Origin of the sequence: Pseudomonas fluorescens, assembly GCF_001307275.1 — a bacterium.
Classification (GTDB): Bacteria; Pseudomonadota; Gammaproteobacteria; order Pseudomonadales; family Pseudomonadaceae; genus Aquipseudomonas; species Aquipseudomonas fluorescens_AA.
On the sequence record NZ_CP012831.1, the window covers coordinates 4,005,585 to 4,022,086 of the forward strand.

At 63.0% G+C, this 16,502-nt stretch carries 14 protein-coding genes; 6 read left to right on the forward strand and 8 right to left on the reverse strand.

The window, feature by feature from the left end; translation table 11 throughout:
* Positions 1 to 87: 87 nt before the first annotated feature.
* Complete coding sequence (locus tag AO356_RS17775; RefSeq protein WP_060743139.1) at positions 88 to 969, reverse strand: LysR substrate-binding domain-containing protein; 882 nt, start codon at positions 967 to 969, stop codon at positions 88 to 90.
* 157 nt (positions 970 to 1,126) lie between these two features.
* Here AO356_RS17775 and AO356_RS17780 point away from each other — a divergent pair, with 157 nt between their 5' ends.
* Positions 1,127 to 2,758 carry a 5-guanidino-2-oxopentanoate decarboxylase gene (locus AO356_RS17780; RefSeq protein WP_060740857.1) on the forward strand — a complete coding sequence of 544 codons (1,632 nt, stop codon included), beginning with the start codon at positions 1,127 to 1,129 and terminating at the stop codon, positions 2,756 to 2,758.
* Positions 2,759 to 2,899: 141 nt separating this feature from the next.
* Here AO356_RS17780 and AO356_RS17785 read toward each other — a convergent pair whose 3' ends face one another.
* Positions 2,900 to 3,829 carry an AraC family transcriptional regulator gene (locus AO356_RS17785; protein WP_060740858.1) on the reverse strand — a complete coding sequence of 310 codons (930 nt, stop codon included), beginning with the start codon at positions 3,827 to 3,829 and terminating at the stop codon, positions 2,900 to 2,902.
* 327 nt (positions 3,830 to 4,156) lie between these two features.
* Here AO356_RS17785 and AO356_RS17790 point away from each other — a divergent pair, with 327 nt between their 5' ends.
* A complete protein-coding gene (locus AO356_RS17790) occupies positions 4,157 to 4,510 on the forward strand; it encodes a putative quinol monooxygenase (protein WP_060740859.1) in 354 nt (117 codons plus the stop codon).
* Positions 4,511 to 4,553: 43 nt separating this feature from the next.
* Complete coding sequence (locus AO356_RS17795) at positions 4,554 to 4,787, forward strand: hypothetical protein (protein ID WP_060743140.1); 234 nt, start codon at positions 4,554 to 4,556, stop codon at positions 4,785 to 4,787.
* Between the two features lie 174 nt (positions 4,788 to 4,961).
* On the opposite strand, the gene AO356_RS17800 is transcribed toward AO356_RS17795, so the two are convergent.
* A complete protein-coding gene (locus AO356_RS17800; protein ID WP_060740860.1) occupies positions 4,962 to 5,582 on the reverse strand; it encodes a flavin reductase family protein in 621 nt (206 codons plus the stop codon).
* On the opposite strand from AO356_RS17800, the gene AO356_RS17805 reads away from it, so the two are divergent.
* A complete protein-coding gene (locus AO356_RS17805) occupies positions 5,565 to 5,822 on the forward strand; it encodes a hypothetical protein (RefSeq protein ID WP_152032429.1) in 258 nt (85 codons plus the stop codon). The two genes, AO356_RS17800 and AO356_RS17805, sit on opposite strands and share 18 nt — an antisense overlap.
* On the opposite strand, the gene AO356_RS17810 is transcribed toward AO356_RS17805, so the two are convergent.
* The 5 genes from AO356_RS17810 to AO356_RS17835 all read right to left on the reverse strand — a co-directional run bounded on the left by AO356_RS17810 (position 5,819) and on the right by AO356_RS17835 (position 13,999).
* Entirely contained in the window at positions 5,819 to 6,346 is a 528-nt protein-coding gene (locus AO356_RS17810) for a hypothetical protein (protein WP_060740862.1), read from the reverse strand. The genes AO356_RS17805 and AO356_RS17810 overlap by 4 nt on opposite strands.
* Positions 6,347 to 6,687: 341 nt before the next feature.
* On the reverse strand, positions 6,688 to 8,007 hold the full coding sequence (locus tag AO356_RS17815) for an MFS transporter (protein WP_060740863.1): 1,320 nt from the start codon (positions 8,005 to 8,007) through the stop codon (positions 6,688 to 6,690).
* A gap of 330 nt (positions 8,008 to 8,337) precedes the next feature.
* Positions 8,338 to 9,663 carry a sigma-54-dependent transcriptional regulator gene (locus AO356_RS17825; protein WP_060740865.1) on the reverse strand — a complete coding sequence of 442 codons (1,326 nt, stop codon included), beginning with the start codon at positions 9,661 to 9,663 and terminating at the stop codon, positions 8,338 to 8,340.
* Positions 9,656 to 11,422: a sensor histidine kinase gene (locus AO356_RS17830; protein ID WP_060743141.1), complete on the reverse strand. Its 1,767-nt coding sequence runs from the start codon at positions 11,420 to 11,422 to the stop codon at positions 9,656 to 9,658. The genes AO356_RS17825 and AO356_RS17830 overlap by 8 nt, the downstream gene beginning before the upstream one ends.
* A 1,053-nt stretch (positions 11,423 to 12,475) precedes the next feature.
* Complete coding sequence (locus tag AO356_RS17835; RefSeq protein WP_060740866.1) at positions 12,476 to 13,999, reverse strand: fumarate hydratase; 1,524 nt, start codon at positions 13,997 to 13,999, stop codon at positions 12,476 to 12,478.
* Between the two features lie 452 nt (positions 14,000 to 14,451).
* Here AO356_RS17835 and AO356_RS17840 point away from each other — a divergent pair, with 452 nt between their 5' ends.
* Complete coding sequence (locus AO356_RS17840; protein WP_060743142.1) at positions 14,452 to 15,558, forward strand: sensor domain-containing diguanylate cyclase; 1,107 nt, start codon at positions 14,452 to 14,454, stop codon at positions 15,556 to 15,558.
* A complete protein-coding gene (locus AO356_RS17845; RefSeq protein ID WP_060740867.1) occupies positions 15,551 to 16,486 on the forward strand; it encodes an iron-sulfur-binding ferredoxin reductase in 936 nt (311 codons plus the stop codon). The genes AO356_RS17840 and AO356_RS17845 overlap by 8 nt, the downstream gene beginning before the upstream one ends.
* The last annotated feature ends 16 nt before the right edge of the window (positions 16,487 to 16,502 follow it).

The following is a 16,502-nucleotide window of genomic DNA, read 5'->3' on the forward strand; positions in this document are numbered from 1 at the left end:
GCGAAACAGCCACCTCAATCTCTGAGGGACCGCGTCGCCTTCATCGCGGGCAAGCCTTGCTCCCACAGGGGGCTCGCTGTGACGTTGCTACCGCACCTGCGCCTGCGCCACCAACCAGTCCATCAACTCCAGCAACGGCCCCGAAGCCTGGGGCTTGCGCGGGTGTACCAGGTGATAGCCCAGCCCGGTTTTGACTTTCAGCTCGAACGGCATCACCAGCCGGCCGGCGCTCAGGTCGTCGCCGATCAGCGACCAGTCGCCAATCGCCACGCCGGTGCCCTGGGAGGCCATGGACATCGCCAGGTCCAGGGTTTCGAAATGCTGGCCCTTGCTGACGTGGTTCAAATGCACATCGGCCGCCGCCAGCCAGGCGTTCCAGTCGCGCTCGTCAAGGGCCGGGTGCAACAGCAAGTGGTGCTGCAGGTCGGCGGGTTCATGCAGCGGCACCGGTCCTTCCAGGATCGGGCGGGAGCAGACAGGCGTCAGCTGTTCATCGAACAGGTGCAGGCACGCCAGCGAGGCATCCGGTGGTGGGCCATAGACCACCGCGGCGTCGAAGGCTTCGCGCTGGAAATCCACGCCGTGCCTGACCGTCGTGGTCAGTTCCACCGGCACGTCCGGTCGTTCCTTCTGCCACTGCAACAGGCGCGGCAGCAACCAGCGCATCACACAGGTCGGGGCCTTGAGCTGTAGGGTCTGGCGTTTTTCGCCGATCTGCTGGACCGCATCGCCGATCAGGCTGAACACCTGCTGCACCCGTGGCAGCCACGCCTGGCCCTCGGCGGTCAGGCTCAGGCCGCGGGCCTGGCGCTGGAACAACGCATAACCCAAATGATCTTCCAGCCCGGCGATCTGCCGGCTCACCGCGCCCTGGGTGATGTGCAGGTGTTCGGCGGCCCGGGTGAAGTTGCAGCATTGGGCCGTGATCAGAAATGTGTGCAGCGCCGGCAACGGGGGGAGTCGTTTCATTTCGATCCAAGCCATGACGTGAGGACATGGCTAGTATGACTTTTTATCCATTGTTGTCGCCATGCCCCGCCCGTTCCAATAACGCCATTCCCAAGACAAAAGGGGCCCGTCGCATGCGCTGCGTGGCCCTTTACCCGACCAGAAAAAGGCAATGGCAATGGCGACGTGCGGCGAAGTATTGGTCAAGTTACTCGAAGGTTATGGCGTGGAGCAGGTGTTCGGCATTCCCGGCGTGCACACCGTCGAGTTGTACCGCGGGCTGGCCCGTTCCAGTATTCGCCATGTGACGCCGCGTCATGAACAGGGCGCAGGTTTCATGGCCGACGGTTACGCCCGGGTCAGCGGCAAGCCCGGCGTATGTTTCATCATCACCGGTCCCGGCATGACCAACATCACCACCGCCATGGGCCAGGCCTACGCCGATTCGATCCCGATGCTGGTGATCTCCAGCGTGCAGTCGCGCAGTCAGTTGGGCGGTGGACGCGGCAAGCTGCATGAACTGCTGAACCAGTCTGCGTTGGTGGGCGGTGTCGCGGCGTTTTCCCACACGCTGATGTCCGCCGCCGAATTGCCCGGCGTGCTGGCCCGGGCGTTCGCGGTGTTCCAGGCCGGGCGCCCGCGGCCGGTGCACATTGAAATCCCGCTGGACGTTTTGGTCGAAGACGCCGACGCCTTGCTCGCCAGCGTGCCGGTGAACATCAGCCGCGCCGGTGCCGCACCGGGTGCGGTAAAACAAATGGCCGACCTGCTGGCGACGGCTCGGCGGCCTCTGATCCTGGTCGGTGGCGGGGCCATCGACGCGAGGGCCGAATTGACCGAACTGGCCGAACGTCTCGGCGCGCCAGTGGCGTTGACCATCAATGCCAAAGGCCTGCTGCCTGCGCGCCATCCGTTGCTGATCGGCTCCACCCAGAGCCTGGTGGTCACCCGTGCGTTGGTGGCCGAGGCGGACGTGGTGCTGGCCATCGGCACCGAACTGGCCGAGACCGATTACGACATTACCTTTGCCGGCGGCTTCGAGATTCCCGGCGCGCTGCTGCGCATCGACATCGACCCGGACCAGACCGTGCGCAACTACCCGCCGCACCTGGCGCTGGTGGCCGACGCCGGTGTCGCCGCCCGGGCCTTGCTCGACGAATTGGACCAGCGACCCTTGGCCGAACGCCAAGCCGATTGGGGACCGGCCCGTGCCGCCCGGTTGCGTGCGGAGCTTCAAGGCAGTTGGGACGCCGCGACCCGCGCCCAGACCGTGTTTCTCGACACGGTCTTGCAGACGCTACCGGAGGCGGTGTTCGTCGGTGACTCCACGCAACCGGTGTACACCGGCAACCTGACCTTCAACCCGGAGCAGCCGCGCCGCTGGTTCAACTCCTCCACCGGCTACGGCACCCTTGGCTACGCGTTGCCGGCGGCCATCGGCGCCTGGCTCGGCGGCAAGGACCTGGGCCACGGCCGCCCTGCGGTGGTGTGCCTGATCGGTGATGGCGGGTTGCAGTTCACCCTGCCGGAGCTGGCCAGCGCCGTGGAGGCGAGCACACCGGTGATCGTGCTGCTGTGGAATAACCAGGGCTACGAAGAGATCAAGAAATACATGCTCAATCGCGCCATCGAACCGGTGGGGGTGGACATCTACACCCCGGATTTCATCGGGGTCGCCAAGGCCTTGGGCTGCTTTGCCCAAGCCATCGACGATGTGCCGTCACTGCGTGCGGCGTTGCTGGCGGCCCGTGAGCGGCAGGGGCCGACGTTGATTGAGATTGACCAGGGGGTTTGGGCATCGAAGTGTTGAGGTGTTTTGACTGGCCTCATCGCGAGCAAGCTCGCTCCCACACGGAATCTTCAGTGAATACAGGTTCTCTGTTCACAACAGGCCCAATGTGGGAGCGAGCTTGCTCGCGATGAGGTCGGCCCAGCCAACACAAAACCCGGGTCAGACAGTCATCCGCAACCGCGCCAGATCCCGCAACGGCGGCGCGCCGAACAATCGGCTGTACTCGCGGCTGAACTGCGAAGGGCTTTCATAACCCACCCGATACCCCGCCGCCGAAGCTTCCAGCCCTTCGGCCAGCATCAGCCGGCGGGCTTCCTGCAAGCGCAGTTGCTTCTGGTATTGCAGTGGGCTCATGGCCGTCATGGCCTTGAAGCGGTGATGCAGGGTCGAGACGCTGAGGTTCACTTCCCGGGCCAGGTCATCGATGCGCAGCGGCTGTTCGAAATGGCCGTTGAGCCATTTGATCGCCTGGCTGATGCGATGGCTCTGACTGTTGGCGATGGCGATTTCATACAGCCGATAGCCCTGTGGACTGCGCAGCAGGCGATAGAGGATTTCCCGGCGCACCAGGGGCGCGAGCATGGCGATGTCTTTCGGTGTGTCCAGCAGCCGTGCCAAGCGCAGCACAGCGTCGAGCATCGGCGTGTCCAGGCGTTCGACATACAGCCCGCGCCCGGCGGGGCGGGTCGGCACGCCCAAGGGGCCGGCATCGGCGATCAACGCAGTGATTTCCGCCGGGTCGATGTCCAGGCGCAGGGCCAGGATCGGCTGCTCGGGCGATACGTCAGCGACGCAACCGCTGAGCGGCATCGAGACCGAGACCACCAGGTAATGGAGCGGATCGTAGTTGAAGAACTCATCCGCCAGGCGCACCTGTTTGCTGCCCTGGGCCATGATGCACAGCGCCGGTTGCGCCAGCACCGGGGCGAATTTGTGCGGCTGGCTGTGCCGCGACAGGTTCAGCGAGCCGATGGCTGTGGCGTAGCTGCCGTCTTCGCCGGTGTTGCGGTCGATGATCGATGCCAGTTCGGCGCGCTGTTGTTCCAGGTATGTGTCCAGCGGGACGTGGGCGTGATCGAGTGGCGACATGCCGGGATCCTCAGGCGATAGGGAACGATGAACAAAGCTTATGTTTGTGCAAGGCGCAGCGGTAGCAACATCCTGTTGAAAGCTTGCCTGATCCTGCACGGCGCAATGGTCCGTGACGGGGCAACGCTCGCGAAACTTGCTTGAAACCTTTTGTTTCAACTTCTTGGGTGGCAACTGGATCGACGACGAATTTTGTGCGGCCGATGCGCAGGATTGTGCAATGGGTCGGCAGGAATCGACTAACGAAGCTGGCGTCGTGACGCTTAACCTTTGATCCTGTCGCAGCCTGTCCCCGGCTGCACAACGGATTACCTGGGAGGGTTGAGCATGACTACACAGATCCCCGTCAGCCACATGGCTTTTGTCCGGGCCCGCAGTGGTTGCTCCAAGCAACTGGGTGCACGCCTGAGTACGCTGATCGCGCCCTCGCGCCAGGCGCCCGGTTGCCTGCACTTTGCCTTGCAGCAATCGCAATGCGACGCTGATTTGTGGCTGGTGTCCGGGCTCTGGGTCAATCAGCCGTCGATGGACGCCTACTTCAATTCACCGGCCATGGCGATTTTCGCCGAGCTGGTGCAGGACCTGGTGGTGAGCAGCCTGGATTTCCACACCTTCAGGGAAGTCTCCGCCGCCCAGGCGACCGAAGGGTGCCGGGCGCAGGTACACAAACTGGCCGGTTGAAGGTTTAATGACCGTCATTTTCCACCGCCAGGATGCACAAGAGATGGCACGTAAAGCCTTTGAAACCTTTGAAGCTGTTTCCGCCGTTGTTCCCAAGGAGGGCGGCGGTTACCTCGCCGCCATTGCCACCAAGGCCATCGGCGGCTCAGGTGCGCCACGTTTCAACAAGGTGCTTGAAGACCAGAGCTTCAAGACCGCGACCGAAGCCGATGATGCCGCTGCCGTGCTGCTCACCCATCTTCAGGGTGTCAGTGAGGATGGCGGGCTGGTTTGGTAAAACCGCGTCACACTTGTTGGATGACCTACACCTGTGGCGAGGGGATTTATCCCCGCTGGGCTGCGCAGCAGCCCCCAATGTCTTCCTGACACTGAGTTGACTGGACTGTTTTAGGGCCGCTTCGCGCCCCAGCGGGGATAAATCCCCTCGCCACAGAGTGTGATGGGCAAGCTTCTATTTGGGGCGATGCATCTTGAACAACGCCTCAGGCCCCAGCTGGAAATAATCCGCCGGCCCACCCCCGCGCAAGATCGGCTCGGCGGCGGCGGTGTTGTACACCCCGTCTTTCAACAGCCACTGGGCGATATGCACGGCGACCACTTCGCCGAGGATCAACCAGCTTGGCACCAGCCCTTTGTCCGCCCGCTGCAATTGAATGATCTGCGTGACCTTGCATTCGAAGGACACCGGGCTTTCGGCGACGCGCGGCACCTGGATCACCCGTGACGGGGCGGCCGTGAGGCCCGCCAGTTCGAACTCATTGACCTCTGGGCCGACCATCGCGCAGCTCTGGTTCATCTGCTCGGCGAGCGGGCGGGTGGCCAGGTTCCAGGCAAATTCACCGGTCTGTTCGATGTTGTTCAGGCTGTCTTTGCGCCCGACACTGGAGAACCCAATGATCGGTGGAATGTAATTGAAGGCGTTGAAGAAACTGTAGGGCGCCAGGTTCAGGCGGCCTTCGCCATCCTGGGACGAAATCCAGCCGATGGGGCGCGGGCCGACGATGGCGTTGAATGGATCGTGTGGCAGGCCGTGACCGTTGGCGGGTTCGTAGTAATGGATGTCATCGGGCATTGGGTGCAGATCCTGGGGTGGATTTTGAAGAGTTCGACGATAGTGCAGGGGGCAGCTGTTTTTGTCAGCACCGAGAACCTTGTGGGAGTGGGCTTGCTCGCGAAGGCGCCGGAACATTCAATATTGCTGCAAGCTGGGCCATCGCTTTCGCAAAACCTGCGTCCGCTGTTCTTCTGCAAATCCCAAAAACAACTAAGCCCGGCCGAAGCCGGGCTGTGGGAGGGGCTCCGTGGCAATTAGCTGATGGCGGCAGCGTTAGTGCGATCGAAACCATCTTCTGCGACGGTGGCGCCGTTAGTGCGCTCGAAGCCATCTTCAGCAACGGTGGCGCCGTTAGTGCGGTCGAAGCCATCTTCAGCAACGGTGGCGCCGTTAGTGCGGTCGAAGCCATCTTCAGCAACGGTGGCGCCGTTAGTGCGGTCGAAGCCATCTTCAGCAACGGTAGCGCCGTTAGTGCGGTCGAAGCCGTCTTCAGCGACGGTGGCGCCGTTAGTGCGGTCGAAGCCATCTTCAGCAACGGTGGCGCCGTTAGTGCGGTCGAAACCATCTTCAGCGACGGTAGCGCCGTTAGTGCGGTCGAAGCCGTCTTCAGCGACGGTGGCGCCGTTAGTGCGGTCGAAGCCGTCAGCAGCAAGGGTGGCAGCGCCAGTGCGGTCGTAGCCATCAGCGGCGATGGCCGAGCTGGTGCGGTCGAAACCATCGGCAGCAAAAGTATTGGCGGCCAGTACGGAAAGGGTCAGGGCGATGATCAGTTTGGTTTTCATGGTTGTGCTCCAGAATATTTGGCGTTAGGCGCCTTGGGTGTGGAGTTCATATTACGCTCGCTAATTAGATTAAAAAGCGCAAATAAATGCTAAAAACAATCGATTAAATCGATTTGTTGGGGATTGCCGCAGAACGGTCAATGAGGCCCATTACCGGCGTATCGAACGGCGTTCTGTTGAGGATGAGGATGGAGGTCAGGCATTAACCAGAGATTAATGTCGGATAAATCTTTAGACATGGAACAAAAAAAAAGGGGCGACCCCGTCAGGTTCGCCCCTTTTTTGATCCAGTCCTGAAACAGGTGTAAACCTTAGCCAGGACTAGACATGCGACTCGGAGATCAGTCGGTCACGATCCGCGAATGCTTGCGGGTGTCTTTCATGGTGATGTACACCAGCAGCGACACGGCGATGCAGGCCGTCACGTACCAGTAGTAGCCGGTTTCCATACCGATGCTCTTGAACCACAAGGCGATGTATTCGGCGGTGCCGCCGAAGATCGACACGGTCAGTGCGTAGGGCAGGCCGACGCCCAGGGCGCGGATTTCGGTGGGGAACAGCTCGGCCTTCACCACGGCGTTGATCGAGGTGTAGCCGCTGACGATGATCAGCGCGGCCATGATCAGGAAGAATGCGCCCCACCAGGTCTGGATGGTGTGCAGGGTGGTGAGGATCGGCACAGTGAACAGGGTGCCGAGGATGCCGAAGGCGATCAGGATCGGCCGGCGACCGATCTTGTCCGACAGCCCGCCGATCACCGGTTGCAGGCACATGAACAGGAACAGTGTGGCGGCGGAAATGGTGGTGGAGTCGGAGATGCTCATGCCGACGGTGTTCACCAGGTATTTCTGCATGTAGGTGGTGTAGGTGTAGAACGCCAGGGTACCGCCCATGGTCAGGCCGACCACGGTCATCAGTTCCTTGGGGTGGCGCAGCAAGGTGCGCATCGCGCTTTCCTTGGACTTCTCTTTCTTGGTGAACGACTCGGTTTCTTCCATGCCGCGCCGCAGGTATAGCGCCACGACCGCACACAGTGCGCCGATGGCGAACGGGATGCGCCAGCCCCAGGCGTACAGCTGTTCGGTGGTGAGGAACTGTTGCAGCACGATTAATACGCCCAAGGCGATGAGCTGGCCGGAAATCAGGGTCACGTACTGGAAGCTGGAGAAGAAGCCGCGACGTTCCTTGGTCGCCATCTCGCTCAGGTAGGTTGCCGAGGTGCCGTACTCGCCACCCACCGACAGGCCTTGGAGCAGGCGGGCGAACACCAGCAGGATCGGCGCGCCGACGCCGATGGTTTCGTAGCTTGGGCTCAAGGCGATGATCAGCGAGCCGAAGCACATCAGGTACACCGAGGCCATCAACGCACGTTTGCGCCCGGCGCGGTCAGCGTACAGGCCCATCAACCAGCCGCCGATCGGGCGCATCAGGAAGCCCACGGCGAAGATCGCGGCGGTGTTGAGCAATTGGGCGGTGGTGTCGCCCTTGGGGAAGAAGACTTTGGCGAAGTACAACGAGAACGCGGCGTAGACGTACCAGTCATACCACTCGACCATGTTGCCGACCGAGCCGCTGAAGATCGATTTGATCCGACTGGCGGTGGTTCTTTCACGGGCGGGCACGGCAGCCGACCCAATGGGCAGGGCGTTGGAGTTGTCCATTGAAGGATCCTTCATTTAATTGTTTTTGTGGAGCGCGCGGGAACGCAGCCTGACAGGGCTATAGCAGGAGCTGTGCCAGGCGCTGGAGGGCCGGTCTAGAGGGGTTTGCGGTGTTGGGTGAGCGGAAATCCGCTTGTTTTTGATGGGTGGTGAGCGGAAATCCGCTTATCCGAGGGGGAGATGTTCTGTCTGGGCTGGCCTCATCGCGAGCAAGCTCAGCTCCCACATTTTGACCTGCATACACATGATCCTGTGGGAGCACACATATGACCTGTGGGAGCCGAGCTTGCTCGCGATGAGGCCGGGGCAGACACAGAAAATTCAGTGAATCTACAAAAACATCTCCCGGCTCAACCCATGCCGCTGCATCTTTTCATTGAAGGTGCGGCGTGGCAGTTGCAGTTCTTCGAGCACGGCTTTCACATCACCTTTGTGTCGCGCCAGGGCGGCGCGCAGGCATTGGGCTTCGAAGGCTTCCTGCTGGGCCGCGAGGGACTGGCCCGGCTCCGTCTCCAGGGTAGGCAGTTGATCCAGCCCCAACACCTGGCGCTCGGCGACGTTGGCCAGTTCCCGCACATTGCCCGGCCAGTCGTGGCTGAGCAGATGGCTCAACTGCGGGCCGCTCAGGGGCACGGTGGGGCGGCCCAGGCGTTCGGCGGCGTTGTGGGTGAAGTGTTCGAACAGCAGGGGAATGTCCTCGCGCCGTTCTCGCAGCGGCGGCAGGCGCAGCTCGGCGATGTTCAAGCGATAGGCCAGGTCTTCGCGAAAACGCCCGGCCCGGGCTTCGTCCAACAGGTCGGGCTTGGTGGCGGCGATGATGCGCAGGTCCACGGCGATGCTCTGGTTGGAGCCCAGGCGTTCGAGCTTCTGTTCCTGCAACACCCGCAGCAATTTGACCTGCTGGGCCAGGGGCATGCTTTCGATTTCATCGAGAAACAGCGTGCCGCCGTCGGCGTATTCGAGCTTGCCGATGCGCTTGCCCTGGGCGCCGGTGAAGGCGCCGCTTTCATGGCCGAACAACTCCGCCTCGAACAGCGCTTCGGGAATGGCTGCGCAGTTCAACGCGACGAAGGGCTTGCTCGCCCTCGGGCCGAAATCGTGCAGGCAGCGAGCGACCAATTCCTTGCCGCTACCGGTTTCGCCGCGGATCAATACGTTGACCGGCAGTGCCGCCAGGTCCAGCACTTGGCGCCGCAGGTTTTGCAGCGCACGGGAAACCCCTAGCAGCGTGCCATCCAGACGGGCGCGGGCGTCGGCCTGTTCATGCAGGCGGCGGTTTTCCAGGACCAGGGTGCGCTTGTCCAGGGCCCGGCGCAGGCTGCCCAGCAGGGCTTCGGGGCTGAAGGGTTTTTCCAGGAAGTCGTAGGCACCGTCACGCATGGCCTCCACGGCCATGGGCACGTCACCGTGGCCGGTCAACAGAATCACCGGCAGGTCCGGGTCGCGGCGGCGGACTTCGGCCAGTAGCTCCAGGCCGCTGAGGCCGGGCATGCGCACGTCGCTGAGGATCACCCCGGGGAAATGCTCCGGCAACCGCGCCAGGCATTCGTCGGCGCGACTGAACAGCTGCACCTGGAACCCCGACAGGCTCAACCATTGTTCGACGGCACTGCGGATGCTGCCTTCGTCATCCACGACCATGACTGAATCAAGCATGCAGTTGCGCCTCCTGATCGATGGGCAAGGTCACGCAGAATACCGCGCCGTTCTCGTGGTTGTCCGCGCTCAGGCGCCCGCCGGACTCATGGATGATTGCAAACGAAACCGCCAGCCCCAGGCCCAGGCCATCGCCCACGGGCTTGGTGGTGAAGAACGGATCGAACACCTGGCCCAAGTGTTCCTCGGCGATGCCGGTGCCGCTGTCGCTGACGGTCAGGCGCCACAATTGATCATCGGCCTCCAGGCGCACTTCCAGGCGCTTGAGAGGTTGGCCGGCCATGGCGTCGAGCGCGTTGCGCAGCAGGTTGATCAACACTTGTTCGAGGCGGATCGCATCGCCGCGCACCCACGCTGGACGGGTCAAGTGCAACACGGTACTGACCTGCTCGTCCCGCAGGCGCGTGTCCAGCAGTTGCAGCGCCTGGTCCACCACCGCCGCCAGGTCCAGGCGTTCGCGCAGGCCGCTGGGGCTTTTGCGGGCGAACGTCTTCAAGTGGCCGGTGAGGGCGGCCATGCGGGTCAGCATGTCGTCCACCGGCTTGAGGGCCTTGTAGGCGTCATCGACCCGACCGTGATCCAGCAGCAAGCGCAGGGTTGCCAATTGCATGCGCTGGGCGGTCAAGGGCTGGTTGATTTCATGGGCCAGGGCCGCCGACATCTGCCCCAGCGCCGCCAGCTTGGCCGATTGCACCAGCCCGTCCTGGGCGGTGCGCAGGTCCCGGGTCCGCTCCTCCACCAGCCGTTCCAGCTCTTCGCGGCTGCGCTGGCGCAACTTTGCCAGGCGCCAGCGCTGGTTGAGAAACAGCAACAGGAACACCAGCGCCAGCCACAACCCGGCGGCGGCGAGCCCGGCGTTGCGCAGGTCCTCGACGGCGATCTGCGGACGGCGCAGCAAGTGCAGGGTCCAGCCTTCGGCGCTCAACGGCAAGGATTCCCACAGGTAATCCGCCGAGCCATCGGGGGCCTCCACCCGGGCCAGGTGGCTGTTGTCGTCGAAGCGTCGCAGCGGTTCATGGGCCAGGGCTTGCAACGGTTGTTTATCGTATTGGCGGGTGGCCTTGAGCTCGGCGCGGTCGCTGTCGGTCAGCGGCTGCAAGTGGCGATAACGCCAGCCCGGGCGATTGGCGATGAAGATGATGCCCCGGGCATCGCTGACCAGCAGGGTGTCGCTGCCCTGGCGCCATTCGCGCTCCAGCTCCGGAAACTCCAGCTTGACCACCATCGCGCCGAGGAACTCGCCGTTGTCGCCGGTCACGGCGCTGGAGAGGAAGTACCCCGGGATGCCGCTGGTCACGCCCACCGCATAAAACCGTCCGGTGCCCTGGGTGCGGGTCTGGATGAAGTAGGGGCGAAAGCCATAGTTGTGCCCGACATAGCTGCTGGGCAGGCGCCAGTTACTGGCCGCGACGGCCAGGCCGCTGTGGTCGAGCAGTTCCAGGGTGGATGACTGGGCGGCGCCATTGATCTGTTCGAGCTTGCGATTCAACGCAGCCTGCTGCGCCGCGCTGACCGGTCCCTTGAGGGCCGAGCGCAACTCCGGATCCAGCGCCAGCACGGCGGGCAGGGCGCGGTAGCGTTCGATCAGGGTGTGCAACGAATTGGCGTACAGCGCCAACTGCTGGCTGGCGCGGCTGGCATCTTCCTTCAAAGCCTCGCGTTCGGCGTGGCGCACGGCGAGGGTGGCGGCAACCGCCGCGCCGGCGAGGATCAGCAAGGTGTACAACGACAGGCGCAAGGTACGGGTGGTCGGCAGCATGCTGGCGTAAACCAGTGGAAAGTCGGGCGGGCACGATAGCATGGTGGTTGCTCTGTGGGAGCTGAGCTTGCTCGCGATGACGGTGAGTCATCCAGAGATGATATTGGCTGACAGGCCGCTATCGCGAGCAAGCTCGGCTCCCACAGTAGATGGGTGCCGTGCACAAGATTTGTGTCCGATGATAGCCACAGTGGGAGCGAGCCTGCTCGCGATGACGGTGAGTCATCCAGAGATGATGTTGGCTGACAGGCCGCTATCGCGAGCAAGCTCGGCTCCCACAGTAGATGGGTGCCGTGCACAAGATTTGTGTCCGATGATAGCCACAGTGGGAGCGAGCCTGCTCGCGATGGCAGTGAGTCATCCAGAGATGATATTGGCTGACAGGCCGCTATCGCGAGCAAGCTCGGCTCCCACAGTAGATGGGTGCCGTGCACAAGATTTGTGTCCGATGATAGCCACAGTGGGAGCGAGCCTGCTCGCGATGACGGTGGGTCATCCAGAGATGATGTTGGCTGACAGGCCGCTATCGCGAGCAAGCTCGGCTCCCACAGTAGATAGGTGCCATGCACAAGATTTGTGTCCGATGATAGCCACAGTGGGAGCGAGCCTGCTCGCGATGGCAGTGAGTCATCCAGAGATGATATTGGCTGACAGGCCGCTATCGCGAGCAAGCTCGGCTCCCACAGTAGATGGGTGCCGTGCACAAGATTTGTGTCCGATGATAGCCACAGTGGGAGCGAGCCTGCTCGCGATGGCAGTGAGTCATCCAGAGATGATGTTGGCTGACAGGCCGCTATCGCGAGCAAGCTCGGCTCCCACAGTAGATGGGTGCCGTGCACAAGATTTGTGTCCGATGATAGCCACAGTGGGAGCTGAGCTTGCTCGCGATGACGGTGGGTCATCCAGAGATGATGTTGGCTGACATGCCGCTATCGCGAGCAAGCTCGGCTCCCACAGGATTACTACAGGTACCTGTAGTGAGCATCACTGACATGGACACAAAAAAGGCCGGTGGGCTTGTCGCTCACCGGCCTTGTTCATGGCACTGAAGTGTTACTGCACTTCGACCGCCAGGCTGTCGCTGATCTTCTTCTGCCAGATGGCAGGGCCGGTGATGTGCACCGACTCGCCTTGGCTATCGACCGCAACGGTCACCGGCATGTCCTTGACCTCGAACTCGTAGATCGCTTCCATGCCCAGTTCGGCGAACGCCAGGACCTTGGATTTGCGGATCGCCTGGGCCACCAGGTAAGCGGCACCGCCGACGGCCATCAGGTAGACGGCCTTGTTGTCCTTGATCGCTTCGATAGCGGTCGGGCCGCGCTCGGATTTGCCGATCATGCCCAACAAGCCTGTCTGCTCGAGGATCTGGCGGGTGAACTTGTCCATCCGCGTGGCGGTGGTCGGGCCGGCTGGGCCGACGACTTCATCGCCTACCGGGTCGACCGGGCCGACGTAATAGATGAAGCGACCCTTGAGGTCCACCGGCAAGGTTTCACCCTTGTTCAGCATCTCGACCATGCGCTTGTGCGCCGCGTCGCGGCCGGTGAGCATCTTGCCGTTGAGCAGCACGGTTTCGCCCGGCTTCCAGCTTTGCACGTCTTCTGGCGTCAGGGTGTCGAGGTTGACGCGACGAGCCGACGGGCCGGCTTCCCAGACGATTTCCGGGTAGGCGTCCAACGGTGGCGCTTCCAGCGACGCCGGGCCCGTGCCGTCCAGCACGAAGTGGGCGTGGCGGGTGGCGGCGCAGTTGGGGATCATGCACACCGGCAGGGAGGCGGCGTGGGTCGGGTAGTCCATGATCTTCACGTCGAGCACAGTGGTCAGGCCACCCAGGCCCTGGGCGCCGATGCCCAGTTGGTTGACCTTCTCGAACAGCTCCAGGCGCATCTCTTCGATACGGTTCTGCGGGCCGCGGGCCTTGAGCTCGTGGATGTCGATGGACTCCATCAAGACTTCCTTGGCCATGACCGCGGCTTTCTCGGCGGTGCCACCGATGCCGATGCCGAGCATGCCCGGTGGGCACCAGCCGGCGCCCATGGTCGGAACGGTTTTCAGCACCCAGTCGACGATGGAGTCGGACGGGTTGAGCATGGCCATCTTCGACTTGTTCTCGGAGCCGCCGCCCTTGGCCGCCACGTCCACTTCCACGGTGTTGCCCGGGACGATGGAGTAGTGGATGACCGCCGGGGTGTTGTCCTTGGTGTTTTTACGCGCGCCGGCCGGGTCGGCCAGGATGGAAGCGCGCAGGACGTTTTCCGGCAGGTTGTAGGCGCGACGCACGCCCTCGTTGATCATGTCGTCCAGGCTCATGGTCGCGCCATCCCAACGCACGTCCATGCCCACGCGCACGAACACGGTCACGATACCGGTGTCCTGGCAGATCGGCCGATGGCCGGTGGCGCACATGCGCGAGTTGATCAGGATCTGCGCCATGGAGTCACGGGCCGCCGGCGATTCTTCGCGCAGGTAGGCCTCGTGCATCGCCTGGATGAAATCCACGGGGTGGTAGTAGGAAATGAACTGCAGGGCGTCGGCAACGCTCTGTATCAGGTCATCTTGCTTGATCACGGTCATGAGTCGCGCTCCTCTCTAAAGACGGGAACATTCAATAAGGTACCGGCCGCTTGGGTGCATCGGTCGACGGACGGCACCTCTATAAGGCACGCCGGGCATGCTGGCGCGACGCTAAAAAGGCGCGGCAGTATATCGCGCCTGGCTGGAAAGGATCAGCTTTTGTATTTGGCGGGCGCAAAGCGTGTGGGAGCAAAGCTTGCTCGCGATGCAGGCGCCTCGGTTCCCCAAGGACCGCGTCAGCTTTATCGCGGGCAAGCCTTGCTCCCACAGGATCTCCTACAAACTCTCTCCATGTCCGGGCCGTAAACAATGCGTCAATTGGGCCATTGCTTTGACGCCATTTTTCTGCTCCAGAATTGAATGGTCATTTGCCCTACACGCCACTAAAGTGGCGTCTGGCCTGTAGCGTAGGACGCCTCCTGTCAGTTTCCTTTCCCATGGTGAGTCAACGATTGACCCATAACGCCATTCAACGTCTTTTGCTGAAACGCTTCGCTTTGGCGGCCGCGACGTACGCGCTGGCACTGGTTTTGTTGTGGCTGGCATTTTTCAGTGGGCATTACTTGGACTCGTTGCGCGGTGTCATCATCGGCAGCGTGTTGGTCGTGCTGTGCCAGGCCGGACTGTTCGCGCTGTTTATCACCGACCGCAACCTGCGCTTCGCCGACCCCAGCCTCACCGAAGTGCAGGTGTTGATCGGCCTGGGCTGGCAGACCTGGATGATGGCGCACCTGGACCAGGCCCGGGGCGTGTTCCTGGTGTTTTATGTGCTGATCCTGCTGTTCGGGTTGTTCCACCTGTCGCGCCGGGCCTTTGTGCGCTGCGCGTCGCTGGTGTTCATCAGCTTCACCGCGATTACCCTCTGGGACGGTTACTTCTTCAGGCTTCCCGATCCTACCCTGGCCGGGTTGCAGGTGGCCGTGCTGTTTCTCGTGCTGGTGTGGCTGGTGTTTTACGCCCGCTACGTCCAGACCTCACGCCAGCGCATGCGCCAGCGGCGGTTTGCCTTGCAGGCGCACCAGGACACCTTGCGCGGGATGATGCGCCAGCTCGAAGACCTGGTGGCCACCGATGAACTGACCGGGCTGTTCAATCGCCGGCACTTCCTGCGCCTGGCCTCCCGCGAACTCAACACCCTCAGGCCTGGCGTCGCCCATGGCCTGGCCCTGATCGACCTCGACCATTTCAAGCGCATCAACGACCTGCATGGCCATGCCGCGGGCGACCAGGTGCTGCAGGCGTTTGCCGCGGTCGCCACGGCGTGCCTGCGCGAGGGCGATGTACTGGCCCGTTACGGCGGCGAGGAATTCGTCATGCTGCTGCCCGCTTGCGACCCCCATCGCCTGACGGCCTGTTGCGAGCGGCTGCGGCTGGCGTTCACTGAAGTCGAGCTGATCGGCCTGCAGGTCGGCGCCCTCAGCCTGTCGGCGGGCATGACCATGCTGGAAATGGGCGATGACCTGGACAACGCGTTGCAGCGTGCCGACCAGGCCCTGTACCGTGCCAAGCGAGACGGCCGCAATCGTTGCGCCGCCGCCTGGGAGAACGTCGATGCCTGAACTGACAGTCGCCGGCCGGCAATGGACGGTGGCGGCAGGCAGTAACCTGCTGGACGCCTTGAACGGCGCTGGCGTGGCGGTGCCCTACAGTTGCCGCGCCGGGAGCTGCCACGCCTGCCTGGTGCAGTGCGTGGGGGGCGATGTGCGCGACAGTCGCCCCGACGCCTTGAGCCCGACGCAGCGCGACCAGGGTTGGCGGCTGGCCTGCCAATGCCAGGTGGTCGAGGATGTGCGGATCCACACCTTCGACCCGCAACGCGACGGCCAGGCGGCCCAGGTGATGGCGGTGGATTGGCTGGGCGGCGAGGTGCTGCGTCTGCGCGTCACCCCCGAGCGGCCGCTGCGGTATCGGGCCGGGCAGCACCTGGTGCTGTGGGCCGGCGAGGTGGCCCGGCCGTATTCCCTGGCGAGCCTGCCCGAAGAAGACCGCTTCCTGGAGTTCCACCTCGATTGTCGCGAGCCCGGCCTGTTCATCGACGCGGCCCGGCAGATGAAGGCCGGCGACCCGATCCGCCTGGGCGAACTGCGTGGCGGCGCCTTGCACTATGACCCCGACTGGCACGCCAGACCCCTGTGGCTCCTTGCCGCCGGCACGGGTCTGGCACCGTTGTTCGGCCTCCTGCGCGAAGCCTTGCGCCAGCATCACCAAGGCGCGATTCGCCTTATTCACGTGGCCCATGATACGGCCGGGCATTATCTGGCCAAACCCCTGGCGGCGCTGGCGGCCAAGCATGAAAACCTCTCGGTGGAGCTGCTGACCGCGGCCGAGGCGCCGTCCGCCTTGGCGCAACTGCGGCTTGTTTCCCGGCAAACCCAGGCCTTACTCTGCGGCCATCCCGACCGGGTCGAGGCCTTTGCCAAGCGTTTGTACCTGGCTGGCTTGCCGCGCAATCAACTGCTGGCCGACGTCTTCCTGCCCCGTGGTTGAGCGCTGATTTCCAGAC